The organism is Mesorhizobium sp. ZC-5, from assembly GCF_025753855.1.
In the GTDB taxonomy this organism is placed as follows: Bacteria; Pseudomonadota; Alphaproteobacteria; order Rhizobiales; family Rhizobiaceae; genus Neomesorhizobium.
This window is the reverse complement of the sequence record NZ_JAOWPT010000012.1, coordinates 113,490-125,645: the sequence shown is the minus strand read 5'-3', so window position 1 is coordinate 125,645 and position 12,156 is coordinate 113,490. Positions and strand designations below refer to the sequence as shown.

The window sequence follows — 12,156 nt, the reverse complement described above, 5'->3', positions numbered from 1 at the left end:
GCCATCGCTTCCGGCGCCCGCCCCTCCTCCTTGAGGGGAGGATGCTGCCCCTCACCCTTACCCTCTCCCCGTGAAGGACGGGGAGAGGGGGGCGTCAACGCTGGCGACTCCCTCTCCCCGCTTGCGGGGAGAGGGTAAGGGTGAGGGGCAATTTCTCAAGACGCGCTTCATCATCGCCACGCCCCGGATTTTTCGCCGGTCTGGCCTTGATCACCCCCGCCCGTGCCTTCGGCACGACCTCCCCTCAAGGGGGAGGTGAAGTCTGCGCGCCAGGTCATGACGTGTCGAGGCGCGCCAGAGCGTCCCGGGCGAGCGCGTGGGTTTCGGACAAAAGGTCGTGCTCTTCGCGGCGCTCCCGTTTCGGCGCCCTGCGCGGCAGCGAACCCGGCGGGCGGCCGGGCCGGAGCGGCGACAGGGCTCTGGCCTTGCCCGCCGCGCGGGCAGCCATGCGCCGGAGCCGCCAGCGCACCAAACGGCGGGCCTGTGCCGGCAAATCGTCGAGCGCCCGCGCCAGCGCGGCGATGCGGCGCAAAATGCCGGCGGCGTCGAGTTCGTCGTCGCCGGGCAAGGCCAGTGACGGACCCTTCCAGCCCGCGCCATGCGGTTTTCCCGAAAAGAACCATTCGTAGCGCTTGGGCCGGTCGGCCAGCGAAAAAAGCGGCAGACGTGCATCGGAAGTTTTGCCGTCGCCGGGCGGAGCGGCTGTGAAACTACCCCCACCCCTAACCCGTCCCCACAAGGGGGAGGGGGACCGGGCCGGCGCCGGCCGCTGGGCCGGGTGTTCGGAGCCTGCGGCGCGCGGGCTCAGGATGGGCAGGCCGCTCGCCAGAACGACGATCAGGCGGCGCGTCGCGGCCTCGACGGGCCTCAGCAGCAGAAGCAGCCTGCGGCAGGCCCGGCGCGACAATGTCCAGGCCTCGCAGCTGGCATCAAAAGCGCGGCCGGCGCGGCCTGTGTCGGCGGCGGCGGAATGCGTGTCGTCGGCCAGCCCGGCATAGACGAAGATGAAGGCGAGCAGGCGCATCAACGTTGTGTGATGGCGCTGCGTCTCGCTCCCTTGCCGATCCTGCCTGTCCACCACGCCTCGCCTCGAAATGAGAATAGGCACAAGGATAAGGCGAGGCCGGAGGGACGTGGAAAAGACGAAAGCGAAATTTTTCGGGAATCCGTCAAGCGATTGAAATCGCTCGAAAGAATCTTCTTCAGGGCGGAGCAGGCGTGGACAGACTGGCGAGTGGCGGGTTGGCTCCACCGGCAAGAGGACGCGATCTGTACCGCCCAGCGTATCTTTGCGGTTACGGCATGGATCCCCGGGTCAAGCCCGAGGATGACGAAGGTGGAGGGTTCATGGATGACGAAGTGGAGGGGTTCATGGCTAATCACCAGCGTTGCAACTGGCGCGAACATCCATCCCTCGTCATCCTATGGCGGAGCGGGAGCGAAGCGACGTCGCGCAGACCATAGGATCCATGCCGAACCATGCGGCCGAGAGCCGGCGGTTCAAGACGTGCCGTCCTCCGCGATCTAGCGGAACCAGTCCGCGCCGCGTCAGTCTTTCTTCATTTGTTCGACCGCTGCTTCCAGCACGGGATCCCGCCCGGCCGCATAATCCGCGAAATTCACGTCGATCGTGGTTTCGGGCGCAATCGAAATGCCGCGCGGGCCGAAGGCCACCGTGGCCCAATAGCAGCTGGAAAGTTCCGTGCAGCCGGTCTCATAGTCGTGGAATTGGGGGCTGTAGCGAACGGCAATTTTCGAGTTCGGCAGCGGGACTCTTTCGCCTTCGGACCAGAACCGGGCGTTGTCTCCCATCGTCTCCCCGATGAGGCTTACCTTGTCGGGTCCGGCTCCCTCGAGCATGGCGGCGGTGGAGAGCCCTGCGGAGAACGTTGCCCTGCCCATCAGCACGAAAACCCGCCCGTTACCCGGCACGAGCCGCGGCAGGGCCTGCGAAAACAGGATCGTATTGAAGAAGTCGCCGCCATTGTTCAGGCGCAGGTCGACGACGATGTAGCGTGGTTGCGTCGGCAGGATCTTCTCGTGGAAGAGACCGGCGAATTTGTCGACCAGCGGCGTTTCGTCGATGCTCCTCACCGTATCGTTGCGGATGTAGAGCACCTTCTTCTCGCCGTCCAGGAACCGGGACTGAAGGTCGCTGCGCTTGCTGTAGAGCGGCGAGCGATCACCGACGCCGTCGAGCAGGTGCGGCCAGCGTCCCGGCATTTCGGCATCGTCGGGAATGAGCACGGAATAGCCCCTGTTGAGACCTGCCTTGCGCTCGTCGCCGGGATCGCCCTCGCCGGACGCCTGAAGCTCGACGGTCTCCGTCTTGCCGTCGGCCAGTCGCAGGGTCAGCGGAACGCGCGCCGTATCGTCAATCGCACCGATCTGCTTGAGGACGACGGGGCTAACCAGATATCCGGGGCTCAGGAACCGTATGCGCTGGTCGGTACCGGACAGATAGGGCTTGATCCGTTCCTGCGCGTCCGCCGTGGTGAGTGAACCAATCCTGTCGATGCGCGCGCCGAGCAGCCGCGCGAACTCGGGATGCGTCTTGACGATATGCAGCCCGTCGGAAAACCACCATGCGCGCACGGGAAGATCGTCGCCGAGAAACCGGTCGATGTTGGCGCTCGTGTGCCCGTTGCGCGCGATTGCCGCGGCCCTCATGATTGCGAGAGCGAACTCCTGCGGCGCTAACTGGTCCGTCGCCGCCATTGTCTCGTCGACAAGCCGGTCGAACTCGAGCCGTTGCTCGTCGCTGAAGCTCTTGTCGAGTGGCGCCCATTCCTCCTTCAGGAAGACGAGGTCTTCGCGCATCTGCGCCGATGCCAATTGGATGTCGTCCGCCCGAGCAGGCGTCGTCGAGTACAGGGCCGCCAACACGAGGCACGCAATGAGACGCTGGGAAATTGTCCGGAGCATTTGATATCCTGTTTTGAGGGAGGTCTGAAGGACGGATCACGGGCACAATGGAGCGCCCAACGATTGCTTGGCGGAACCCATGGGCTGCCAACGATTCGCAGTGGACGTCGCTGTCCAGAATGCCCGATTGGCCGACATGGAAGAGGTCGGTTCTTGCTCTCCTTCCCGCGCCTTTCCGGTGCGCACCGCCATGGAACAATAAGGCTCTGATCTGCGCCGCCGTCTGTGCGAAAAGTCACATACGGCTTCCGGAAAATAGGAAGCTGGAACGGACTTGAGCAATATCCGCGCCTCACCTAGAAATTGAACTGAGCGGGCGACACTTTGCGAGGAAGAGATGCTGCCACCAGGATCACCACGGCAACTTGGCGCCTTCTTGCGCCCGTCGTTGCTTGCGCTGTCCCTCCTTGTCGGCTGTCTCTACCCGGGACCGAGCGCCTATTCCGCTGAAGGCGGCAGTGGCGTTTATGTGCTTGGCTTGCGCAGCAATGGCGCCGGCATGACCCCGCCGCCCGGTCTCTTTTTCTCCAATCAGGTTTTCATGTACGACGGATCGTTTTCCGGGATCTTGGAACTCGACGGCGGCCGCCTGGCCGGCGGTGTCGACACCAGCGTGTTCGTGAATATCCCAACCTTGATTTGGGTCACGCCGGCCGAGGTGATGAACGCCAGGCTCGGGTTCTCGCTGACAGCCCCGTATGGTCGCGTCGGCGTCGACGGTTTTGTCACGCCGATTCTCGAGCTGAGCGACGACACCACGACGTTCGGCGACCCCGCACTTGCCGCGTTCCTTGGCTGGAACAGCGGAAATCTCCATGTGCAGTCCGGTGTCACAGGCTATTTGCCGATTGGCAACTACACGGAAGGCGCGCTGGCCAATGTTGCGCGCCACAGGCTGGCTGCGGATTTTTACGCGGCGGTCACCTGGCTGCATCCGGAGTGGGGAATTGATGTCTCCAACACTGTGGGTATCACGTTCAACGCCGAAAATGAGGCGACGAACTACAAAACGGGAAACGAGTTCCACTGGGAAGGCGCAATTACAAAGCAGCTAACCGAGAGCTTTTCGGTGGGGCTGGTCGGATACTACTACAAGCAGCTAACCGGAGATCGATCTCCCCCGGCGATCCATGCGATCCTTGGAGATTTCAAGGGCGAGATAGCCGGCATAGGTGCCCAGATCGGCTATAACTTCAAGATAGGCCAAGCCCCGGTTTCGACCCGGTTGAGATATTATCATCAATTCAATGCGACGAACCACATGGAAGGCGATTCCGTCTTCCTTTCCCTGAGCTTTCCACTGGCGGTAAGCCGGTAGCAAGTGGCGGGAGCATATGACCGAAGACGAGCAATCCCATAGCGGTCCGGAGCAGCGCAATCGGGGACTGGTTCTGTGGGCTGCCGGGCTGCTGGGGTAGTAATCCTCGGTTATCAGAGTTCCTTCTTCGGGCTGTATTCCCACCAATCGGTTCAGAAATCCGGTCCTTTGTGCGGCGATTTCCTCGACAGGAGTTGGCCACGCGCGCAACAGACACAAACGACCGAAGTACCTGCTCCGAACCGGCCATCCATGATCGACGCGGAAAGGCGCCGCAGTGCTGATGAACTCCTGTTGGCACGGCGCCTTCGCCAGACAGCCCCATCATCGCAATTCTTGAGGCGGATCATGGCGGTTTAGGATATTGTCAAGCGAGCCTAGTTGAGACAAAGCCATGAGCGAAGAGCGATATACAAATGTCGGGATTTTTATCTTTGCCCCTCTTACAATTTTTTTGTAGCGTCAAATTTCATTTTTGACGGGTATTTCAGCGTTCTCATATTACCTTTGATCTGCGTAATAGCATTTTTATTGATTTTGCGATTAATGCAGGCCTTAACAAGGTTCTTTTATAAAGAAGGATTTATAGAATCACTTAAGATCGCACGAAAAGCAAAGTAGAGATAATCATCGCGTTCCGACACCTTCGCCGCTCGCAACCTCACCCCTTCTCCCCCACAAACACCTTCAACGCCTTCGGCCTGATCTTGAAATGCGCCGGCGTGTAGGTTGAGAGCTCGCCGTCGGTGTTGACCGGCCTCGGCTTGCTGGTGCGCACCGTCACTTCGGTGGTCTGGAAGGCGCGGACGTCGTCCCATTTGCCCTGCGTGCCCTTGCGCAGGCTGGGCAGCAGCGCCAAAAGCCGCCACCAGTGATCGACCTCCAGGCTGTAGAAATCGAGCTTTCCGTCGTCGGCGGTCGCCGCTTCCTCCACCGTCATGCCGCCGCCATAGTGCTTGCCGTTGCCGACCGAGACCTGCAGCGTGCGGATCTTTTCGGTGGTGCCGTCATGATCGACGAAGGCGGTGAACAGCCGCGAGCGGATCAAAAGCCGCGCCGCGACGATGCCGTAGCCGAGCGTGCCCCAGCGCTTCTTGGCATGTTCGGTGAGGTCCTGCGCCAGTTCGGCGCTGAAGCCGATGCTGGCGACGTTGAAGAAGAGGTGGCCGTTCACTTCGCCGAGATCGATGTCCCTTAGCTTGCCGGCGGCGATCAGCTCGGCCGCCTTGGCAGGGTCGGTGGGGATGCCGACGGTGCGGGCAAAATCGTTGGCGGTGCCGAGCGGGATGACGCCGAGCGGCATGCCGGTCTCCACCAGCGCGGGTGCGGCCGCGTTCAGCGTGCCGTCGCCGCCGCCGACGATGGCGAGATCGTAGTGGTCGGCATTGCGCGCGATGATGTCGGCGATGTCTTCGCCCTTGCCGGGCTTGATCTCGGTGACCGAGATGTCGGCCTTTTCCAGCACGTCGCGCGCCGACGCCACCGAGCCGTTGCCGCGCCGCGCGCGCGGGTTCACCACCAGCAGCGCGCGCTTGTCCTTGCTGCGTGGCCGGGCGGCAGCTTTTTTCGCGGACGTTTTCGTTGCCGGCTTTTTCGTTGCCGGCTTTGTCGTCGCGGTTTTTTTCGTCGCGGCCAATTGCGCTCCAATCCTGACGCATGACCCCGAAAACCGGAATCGGTTTTTGGAAAGGATTATGCGTCGATTCAAAGTGCTACAGCGTCCTTTGCGCGTCCAATAGGACGCGCGGCGCTGTAGGGTGAGACGCGCTGTAGATAGGACCGGAATGTGGCCGCGGGAAGAGCGGCGCGGCGTCTTCAGCCCCGCGATGCCAACACTTTCGCGAGAAAGTCGACCAGAAAGCTTGCCAGTTGTCCATCCGGGTCGAGATCGGGGTCGAAAATGGTCATGTCCATGCCGGCACAGCGCGGGTCGGCGGCGAGCGCACCCAGGATTTCGACCAGATCGCCGGGGTCGATGCCCGGACTGCCCGGCGAATCCACCGCCGGCATCACCGTCTGGTCGAGTGCGTCGATGTCGAAATGCAGCCAGAACGGCCAGCCTGCCTTGTCGAGCGCTTTTCGCGTTCGCTCCAGCACGCCGGCGGCACCGAGTTCGCGCGCGGCAAACACGTCGATGCGGGTGAAGTCGGTGTCGTTGACGTCCGGCCAGGCAAAATCCGGGTCGCGCCCTTCCCGCTCGCCGATCTGCACCACTCGGCCGTCGGGGACAAGCTGGCCGGCAATGCCCGGCCACTCGGTCAGGAGCGCCTCGCCGCGCCCGGTGGCCAGCGCCAGGTCCATGCCGGCCGCCGAGGCCAGCCCGGCATTCATGTCGTAATTGCCGGGATGGCGGAAATCGCTGTGGCCGTCGACATGGACGAGCGACAGCGGACCGGACCGCCGACGTCCGGCAAGAGCGCCGAGCAGGATCGAGCAGTCGCCGCCGACAATCAGTGGGAATTCACCGCGCCCGACCGTCTTTTCGACGATGTCGGCGAGTTCGAGGTTGAAGCGCCTGATCGCCGGCCCGTTGCGCAGCCGCGTGCCGGGCTGCTCTTCGGTGCTGTAGGCGAGACGCTTGAGATCTACGGTGCTTTTCGGCTTCAGCGCCTCCACCAGCCCAGCCTCGGTGAGCGCCTGCGGGCCACGCCAGGTGCCGGGAACATGCCCCGGCTTCAGCGGGCGCAGACCCAGGTTCGACGGCGCGCGGATGAGGCAGATTTCAGGCATTTTTCTGTAACCTCACTGGGCCAAGCCCCCCTCCGTCTCGCTTCGCGAGCCACCTCTCCCCCATTTCATGGGGGCGAGGAACCCAAGCTGGAGAAGCGCCGGCATCGCGGCAGCAGTTCCTCGCCCTCCAGCCTCGGTTCCTCGCCCCTCAAAGCGGGGAGAGGTGGTTTGCGAAGCAAACCGGAGAGGAGGTTTACGTTCGACTGCCGACCATAGACCGCTCCGGCACGCGACACCACGGCGGCGGAAATTCTAACCTGACAACGTCTGACAATCGGCGCAACCCGTTGCGATTGCACCGCAATCGCCCGCCGTTACTGCGCCTCCGCCTGCGCATACCGCGCGGCGAACTCCGCGCTCTGCGGGATCGGCTTGATGATGTCGATCATCACCCCGTTCGGATCGGCGGTCACGAAATGCCGCTGGCCGAATTCCTCGTCGCAGAGCGGCCAGAGGATCGGCAGCCCGGCGGCTACCGCCTTCTCGTATTCGGCATCGACGTCCCGCACTTCGAAATTGAGGATGATGCCCGACGCCCTGCCCCGCCCGGCTGGCGCCACCGTTTCGTGGTCGCCGTCGACGATGGCGAGGTTGACCCGCCGGTTCTCGGTCGATCGAAGGTGGATATACCAGTCGCTGGTGAACAGTGGCTCGAACGAAAAATGGCGCTGGTAGAAGGCTGCCGTACCGGCCACGTCGCCGGTCAGGATGACCGGATAGCTGATGATCGGTCGCATGGCTTTCCCTCCCGGTCCGTTTGACATACAGTCTGCATGTACTTTCCAAGTAACATACAGGCTGCATGCATGCAACAACCGGCGGAACGGCGCTCCAACCGCGAACGCACCGAAACGACGCGCCGCGACCTGATCGCCGCGGCGCGAAAACTGTTCACCGAAAAATCCTATGCCGAAACCTCGACGCCGGAAATCGTCGCGGCGGCGGGTGTCACCCGCGGCGCGCTCTACCACCATTTCGAGGACAAGCAGGCGCTGTTCCGCGCCGTCGTCGAACATGAAGCCGAACTGGTTGCCGCCGAGATCGAGCGCGCCGCACCCGACACGCTGCCGGCGCGCAAGGCGCTGATTGCCGGCGGCGAAGCCTTCATCAAGGCGATGGCGACGCCCGGCCGCACCCGGCTTCTGCTGCTCGACGGACCTGCCGTGCTCGGCCGCGCCGAGATGGACGCCATCGACGCGCGCCACGGCACCCGCACCTTGCGCGCCGGCATCGCATTCGCCATGCGCGACGGCGTCATGAAGCGCCTCTCGCTCGATGCCGTCACCGCGCTCGTCTCGTCCGCCTTCGACCGCGCCGCCCTGGCCATCGATGCCGGCGCGCCGGTCGAGGATTACCGCAAGGCGCTCACCGCACTGATCGAAGGCCTCACCCCCGGGCGTTGAGTTGCTCAAGCTTGGCTGCGCAGACCTTCGGCAGTTCCACCTTGAAGCGTTCGATCATCCAGCTCGCCGCCGGACCCGGCGGCGTATCAGCGCGGTGGAAGGCATGCAGCGTGTAAGGCCGCGGCGGGTAGGGTTCGAGGTCGAGCGCGACAAGGCGGCCTGCCGCGATATCCGCATCGACCATCCACTCCGGCAAGCCACCCCAGCCGAGCCCTGAAAGGATCAGTTCGCGTTTGGTCGACACGTCGGTCATGCGCCAGGTGCGATAGGCGAACACGCCGAAATCCTTGCCCTTGGTCATGTCGGAAATGTCGGAAACCACCAACTGGATATGCTCGCGCACCACCGCCAGCGGCACCCGCCCGGAATAAAGCGCCAGCGGATGATCCGGAGCGGCGACCGGCGACATGCTGGCATCGCCGATGCGGACCGAGACGAGGTCGGGATCCTGCGCTGCCACCTCTCCGCCAAAGCTGATGTCGCTTCTACGGCTGAGCAACTGCTCCCAGATGATGCCCAGCGCTCCGATGTTGAGCCGAAGCGTCACCGTCGGGAATTCATCGTTGAACGCCTTCAGCACGTCGACCAGCACCGGCAATGGCAACGTCACGTCAACAGCGATGGTCAACTCAGCCTCGAGCCCCTGCTTCAGACCGTCCACGCGCGCGCGGATATCCTGCAGCACCGCGATCATGCGCCTGGCGTCGGGCAGCATCACCTTGCCTTCCGTCGTCAGAACCGGTTCGCGCGTGCCCTCGCGGGAAAACAGCTTGACCTCGAGCTGTGCTTCAAGATTGGCGATCGTGTAGCTGACTACAGACTGCGCGCGGTTGAGCCGGCGCGCCGCGGCGGAAAAGCTGCCGGCCTCGGCGACCGCGAGGAACACCTGCAACTGGTCGAGCGTCGGGTTGGCCTGCATGACAATCCATCCACAATATCGATATATTGGATATATATTTTCCCAATTTTATGAATGGAAGTCGAGGACTATCTGTTTGGCGAAGTTCACGCGTCCCCACCGGACGCCCCCAATGGAGCCAAGAAAATGTCCTCTATCCTGCTTGTCACCTCAAGCCCGCGCGGTGCCGCGTCCCATTCCACCCGCGTCGCCACCGATCTCGCCGCAAAGCTGCAGGCCGCGCTGCCCGGCAGCACCCTGACCACGCGCGATCTGGTTGCCAACCCGCTGCCGCACATCGAGCCGGACTATGCGTCCGGCATCTATACGCCGGCCGAAGCACGCACGCCGCGTCAGGCCGAAGTGGTCGGCGTTTCCGACGCCGCCGTCGACGAACTGTTTGCCGCCGACCACATCATCCTTGCCACCGGCTTCATCAATTTCAGCATCTCCTCGACGCTGAAATCCTGGGTCGACCATATCTCGCGGTCCGGCAGGACCTTTGCCTACGACGAGAACGGCCCGAAGGGGCTTGTCACCGGCAAGAAGGTCTATGTGGTGCTGGCGTCCGGCGGCGTCTATTCCGAAGGCCCGGCCGCCGTCATGGATTTTGCCGTCCCTTATCTGAAGAGCGTGCTCGCCTTCAACGGCATGACCGATATCGAGGTGATCCGCGTCGAAGGCGTCGGCATGGGCGCCGATGCGGTGACCGCCGCGCTTGCCAAGGCCGAGAGCCGCGTCGACGAGATCATTTCGTCGGTGCGGGAAATTCCGCTCGCCGCAGCCGCCGCCTGACGAATCCCACAAATCTGGAGCGCTGCCCGGCAGCGCTCCTAAAGCGCGGCCGCCGATAAGATCCGGCGGCCGCGCTTTAGATTCTTTGATTTGATGCATGTCGTTGCCCCGAAACCGAGGACACTTTCGGGCGACATGCATTAACCGAACAGTCGCTCTCCCTGTTCGTCGATCAGCTGGCGGCCCTTGGTGAGCGAGACATTGACCGCGTCCTCCAACGTGGCGAAGCGGTCGGCGCGGATGAATTTGTGTTCCTTCACCGCGCCGTCGATTTCCTTGGAAACCACGCCGCAGGTCTGGAACTGGCCACCCTCCTTGAACGGCGTGGCGCGGATGGTGAAGCCCTTGTGTTCGGCTTCGGCCGCCACCGCGGGCTCGGCCTTCGCCGATTCGCCGCCGCCACCGAACAGTCTTTTCAGAAATGACATTGAGAGAAGCCTCGCAGGTTGCGCAGGCTTCAAATTAACCGCTTCGCCGCGCCACGTCGAGGCACCGGCTCTTATGCCGCGCGCGGAACCGGCATCTTCGCCGCCTCGTCATTCCAGTGGTTGATGAACAGCTCGGTCACTTCGACATAGTCCGGCAGTTCGAGCAAGAACTCCGCATCACGGTCGAGATGCGAAACCCGCATCGGGTCGCCATCGTCGTCGTGCATCGCCGTCATAGCCTCGACAGAGGGCCAGTAGGAAATCACGGTGAATTCAGCGACATCGCCCTTGATCCGGCAAAATTGCTGGACACCGAGGCAGCCGGGTTTCGCTGCGATCGAGGCAACGCCCTCGCGGGCGTTGTAGTCGAGATATTCGTCCGCACGGTCGGCGCGGGTGCGGCCGAACCAGATGCGTCCGACGATGCTCCTGCCTTTTGACTCGCTCGTCATGGCTTTCTCCAGGGTTGAATGCCTCCGCCACCCTACTGGCTGGAGAACCCGTCGGATGGCCCCAGGTTCCAATCCGCGGTCCGGTTCCTGACAACGGAGTGTCAGCAACCCTCCATCCGTCGGCCGGTCCATTTCATTTTTCCACTTGCATACATACAGTCTGTATGTTTATGTGAAGCTACAGATCGACTCCACGTCCGTTGCGAAAGGAAAACTCATGGACAGGGAAACGAAACAATCCGGCTGGATGAGCGGATTTCGGCGCGCCGTCATTGCCGCCTGCACCTTGTCGGCCGCCATGCTCATCGCCGGGAACACCTCGGCAAACGATCAATCCAGCACCCAGAAAGAGGAACAGCAAACCATGCGCGTCCGCGATCTCTATCCGCTGATCACCACTCCTGCTCTGTTCGAAGCGCGCGATTTCTACGTCAGGCATTTCGGCTTCGACGTGCTCTTCGAGGCGAGCTGGTTCGTCTATCTTTCAGGCCCTGGCGAGGACGGGACACGCGGCGCCACCCTCGCCTTCATGAGCCCGGAGCATCCGTCGAACCCGCCCGGACCGGAAGCCTTCGACGGCCGCGGCATGATCCTCACCGTCGAAGTGGCGGATGCGGGAGCCGTCTTCGACAAGCTTTCCAGGGACGGCGCGCCGGTCGTCCATCCCTTGACCGAGGAAGACTGGGGCCAGCGCCGCTTCATGACGCGCGACCCGGCGGGCGTGCTGGTCGACGTGGTCGAGCAGATCGCACCCAAGGAAGGGTTCTGGGAGAAATATCCGGCGCCGGCGCAGTAGGCGCCAAACACTATTCCCGGCAACGCCTCAAGCTCGCGTCGGCACGCAACAGCGGGCCGACGCGATGTAGCTTCGCGTCATCCCAGCGATGCAATGATCTCGCGATAGGCGGCCTCCGGAAACGCCTTCAGCGTTCGCGTCCTCACGTTTCCCGCCATGCCGAGCTGCAGCGCGAACCTTGCAGCAACCGCGTCGTCCGGCGCCTCGCAGACCGCCACCATATCGGCGTCACCCATCGTGAGGTAGAATTCCTTGAAACTGCCGCCCATGTCGGCGAGCTGCTTCTTCGCCGCGTCGAGCCGGCGCGGCGATTCGCGCACGTTTTTCACGCCTTGTTCGGTCCAGTTAACGAGCATGATGTAAATCGTCACGGCACACCTCCCTCCGGTGCCGTCGAGCGCAGAAATCGCC

The 12,156-nt window shown here is 62.9% G+C and carries 13 protein-coding genes; 4 read left to right on the top strand and 9 right to left on the bottom strand.

Annotated features, from left to right (window positions below; all coding sequences use genetic code 11):
- Positions 1 to 274 precede the first annotated feature (274 nt).
- Complete coding sequence (locus OHD58_RS24605) at positions 275 to 1,078, bottom strand: hypothetical protein (protein ID WP_263806257.1); 804 nt, start codon at positions 1,076 to 1,078, stop codon at positions 275 to 277.
- A gap of 470 nt (positions 1,079 to 1,548) precedes the next feature.
- Positions 1,549 to 2,835 (bottom strand): peptidase S41, encoded by a 1,287-nt coding sequence (locus OHD58_RS24600; RefSeq protein ID WP_263806256.1) that lies wholly within the window; start codon positions 2,833 to 2,835, stop codon positions 1,549 to 1,551.
- A gap of 427 nt (positions 2,836 to 3,262) precedes the next feature.
- Between OHD58_RS24600 and OHD58_RS24595 the strand changes: the two genes are divergently transcribed.
- The gene (locus OHD58_RS24595; RefSeq protein WP_263806255.1) at positions 3,263 to 4,243 is read left to right on the top strand and encodes a transporter; all 981 of its coding nucleotides are present in this window, start codon (positions 3,263 to 3,265) and stop codon (positions 4,241 to 4,243) included.
- 661 nt (positions 4,244 to 4,904) lie between these two features.
- Here the strand turns inward: OHD58_RS24595 and OHD58_RS24590 are convergent.
- From OHD58_RS24590 to OHD58_RS24580, 3 genes are all read right to left on the bottom strand, one after another.
- Positions 4,905 to 5,879 carry a lipid kinase gene (locus OHD58_RS24590; RefSeq protein WP_263806254.1) on the bottom strand — a complete coding sequence of 325 codons (975 nt, stop codon included), beginning with the start codon at positions 5,877 to 5,879 and terminating at the stop codon, positions 4,905 to 4,907.
- Between the two features lie 179 nt (positions 5,880 to 6,058).
- Positions 6,059 to 6,973 (bottom strand): arginase family protein, encoded by a 915-nt coding sequence (locus OHD58_RS24585; protein ID WP_263806253.1) that lies wholly within the window; start codon positions 6,971 to 6,973, stop codon positions 6,059 to 6,061.
- 314 nt (positions 6,974 to 7,287) lie between these two features.
- Positions 7,288 to 7,710, bottom strand: a complete 423-nt coding sequence (locus OHD58_RS24580; RefSeq protein ID WP_263806251.1) for a VOC family protein — start codon at positions 7,708 to 7,710, stop codon at positions 7,288 to 7,290.
- A 69-nt stretch (positions 7,711 to 7,779) separates the two neighbouring features.
- On the opposite strand from OHD58_RS24580, the gene OHD58_RS24575 reads away from it, so the two are divergent.
- Positions 7,780 to 8,376 carry a TetR/AcrR family transcriptional regulator gene (locus tag OHD58_RS24575; RefSeq protein ID WP_263806250.1) on the top strand — a complete coding sequence of 199 codons (597 nt, stop codon included), beginning with the start codon at positions 7,780 to 7,782 and terminating at the stop codon, positions 8,374 to 8,376.
- Here the strand turns inward: OHD58_RS24575 and OHD58_RS24570 are convergent.
- Entirely contained in the window at positions 8,360 to 9,295 is a 936-nt protein-coding gene (locus OHD58_RS24570) for a LysR family transcriptional regulator (protein ID WP_263806249.1), read from the bottom strand. The two genes, OHD58_RS24575 and OHD58_RS24570, sit on opposite strands and share 17 nt — an antisense overlap.
- 126 nt (positions 9,296 to 9,421) lie before the next feature.
- Between OHD58_RS24570 and OHD58_RS24565 the strand changes: the two genes are divergently transcribed.
- Positions 9,422 to 10,069 (top strand): FMN-dependent NADH-azoreductase, encoded by a 648-nt coding sequence (locus OHD58_RS24565; RefSeq protein ID WP_263806248.1) that lies wholly within the window; start codon positions 9,422 to 9,424, stop codon positions 10,067 to 10,069.
- Positions 10,070 to 10,209: 140 nt separating this feature from the next.
- Here the strand turns inward: OHD58_RS24565 and OHD58_RS24560 are convergent, their stop codons facing one another.
- Together OHD58_RS24560 and OHD58_RS24555 are read right to left on the bottom strand one after the other, a co-directional pair.
- A complete protein-coding gene (locus tag OHD58_RS24560) occupies positions 10,210 to 10,497 on the bottom strand; it encodes an HlyU family transcriptional regulator (RefSeq protein ID WP_263806247.1) in 288 nt (95 codons plus the stop codon).
- Positions 10,498 to 10,568: 71 nt separating this feature from the next.
- On the bottom strand, positions 10,569 to 10,949 hold the full coding sequence (locus tag OHD58_RS24555; protein WP_263806245.1) for an antibiotic biosynthesis monooxygenase: 381 nt from the start codon (positions 10,947 to 10,949) through the stop codon (positions 10,569 to 10,571).
- 217 nt (positions 10,950 to 11,166) lie between these two features.
- Between OHD58_RS24555 and OHD58_RS24550 the strand changes: the two genes are divergently transcribed.
- Positions 11,167 to 11,745, top strand: coding sequence for a VOC family protein (locus OHD58_RS24550; protein WP_263806244.1), 579 nt, complete (start codon positions 11,167 to 11,169; stop codon positions 11,743 to 11,745).
- A 77-nt stretch (positions 11,746 to 11,822) separates the two neighbouring features.
- On the opposite strand, the gene OHD58_RS24545 is transcribed toward OHD58_RS24550, so the two are convergent.
- Positions 11,823 to 12,116, bottom strand: coding sequence for a GYD domain-containing protein (locus OHD58_RS24545; protein WP_263806243.1), 294 nt, complete (start codon positions 12,114 to 12,116; stop codon positions 11,823 to 11,825).
- Positions 12,117 to 12,156 lie beyond the last annotated feature (40 nt).

Excerpts from the sequence above, each read along its gene's own strand:
- OHD58_RS24575 (WP_263806250.1), top strand. The coding sequence starts at position 7,780 with ATGCAACAACCGGCGGAACGGCGCTCCAACCGCGAACGCACCGAAACG.
- OHD58_RS24550 (WP_263806244.1), top strand. The coding sequence starts at position 11,167 with ATGGACAGGGAAACGAAACAATCCGGCTGGATGAGCGGATTTCGGCGC.
- OHD58_RS24555 (WP_263806245.1), bottom strand. The coding sequence starts at position 10,949 with ATGACGAGCGAGTCAAAAGGCAGGAGCATCGTCGGACGCATCTGGTTC.
- OHD58_RS24580 (WP_263806251.1), bottom strand. The coding sequence starts at position 7,710 with ATGCGACCGATCATCAGCTATCCGGTCATCCTGACCGGCGACGTGGCC.
- OHD58_RS24585 (WP_263806253.1), bottom strand. The coding sequence starts at position 6,973 with ATGCCTGAAATCTGCCTCATCCGCGCGCCGTCGAACCTGGGTCTGCGC.
- OHD58_RS24560 (WP_263806247.1), bottom strand. The coding sequence starts at position 10,497 with ATGTCATTTCTGAAAAGACTGTTCGGTGGCGGCGGCGAATCGGCGAAG.
- OHD58_RS24595 (WP_263806255.1), top strand. The coding sequence starts at position 3,263 with ATGCTGCCACCAGGATCACCACGGCAACTTGGCGCCTTCTTGCGCCCG.
- OHD58_RS24570 (WP_263806249.1), bottom strand. The coding sequence starts at position 9,295 with ATGCAGGCCAACCCGACGCTCGACCAGTTGCAGGTGTTCCTCGCGGTC.
- OHD58_RS24565 (WP_263806248.1), top strand. The coding sequence starts at position 9,422 with ATGTCCTCTATCCTGCTTGTCACCTCAAGCCCGCGCGGTGCCGCGTCC.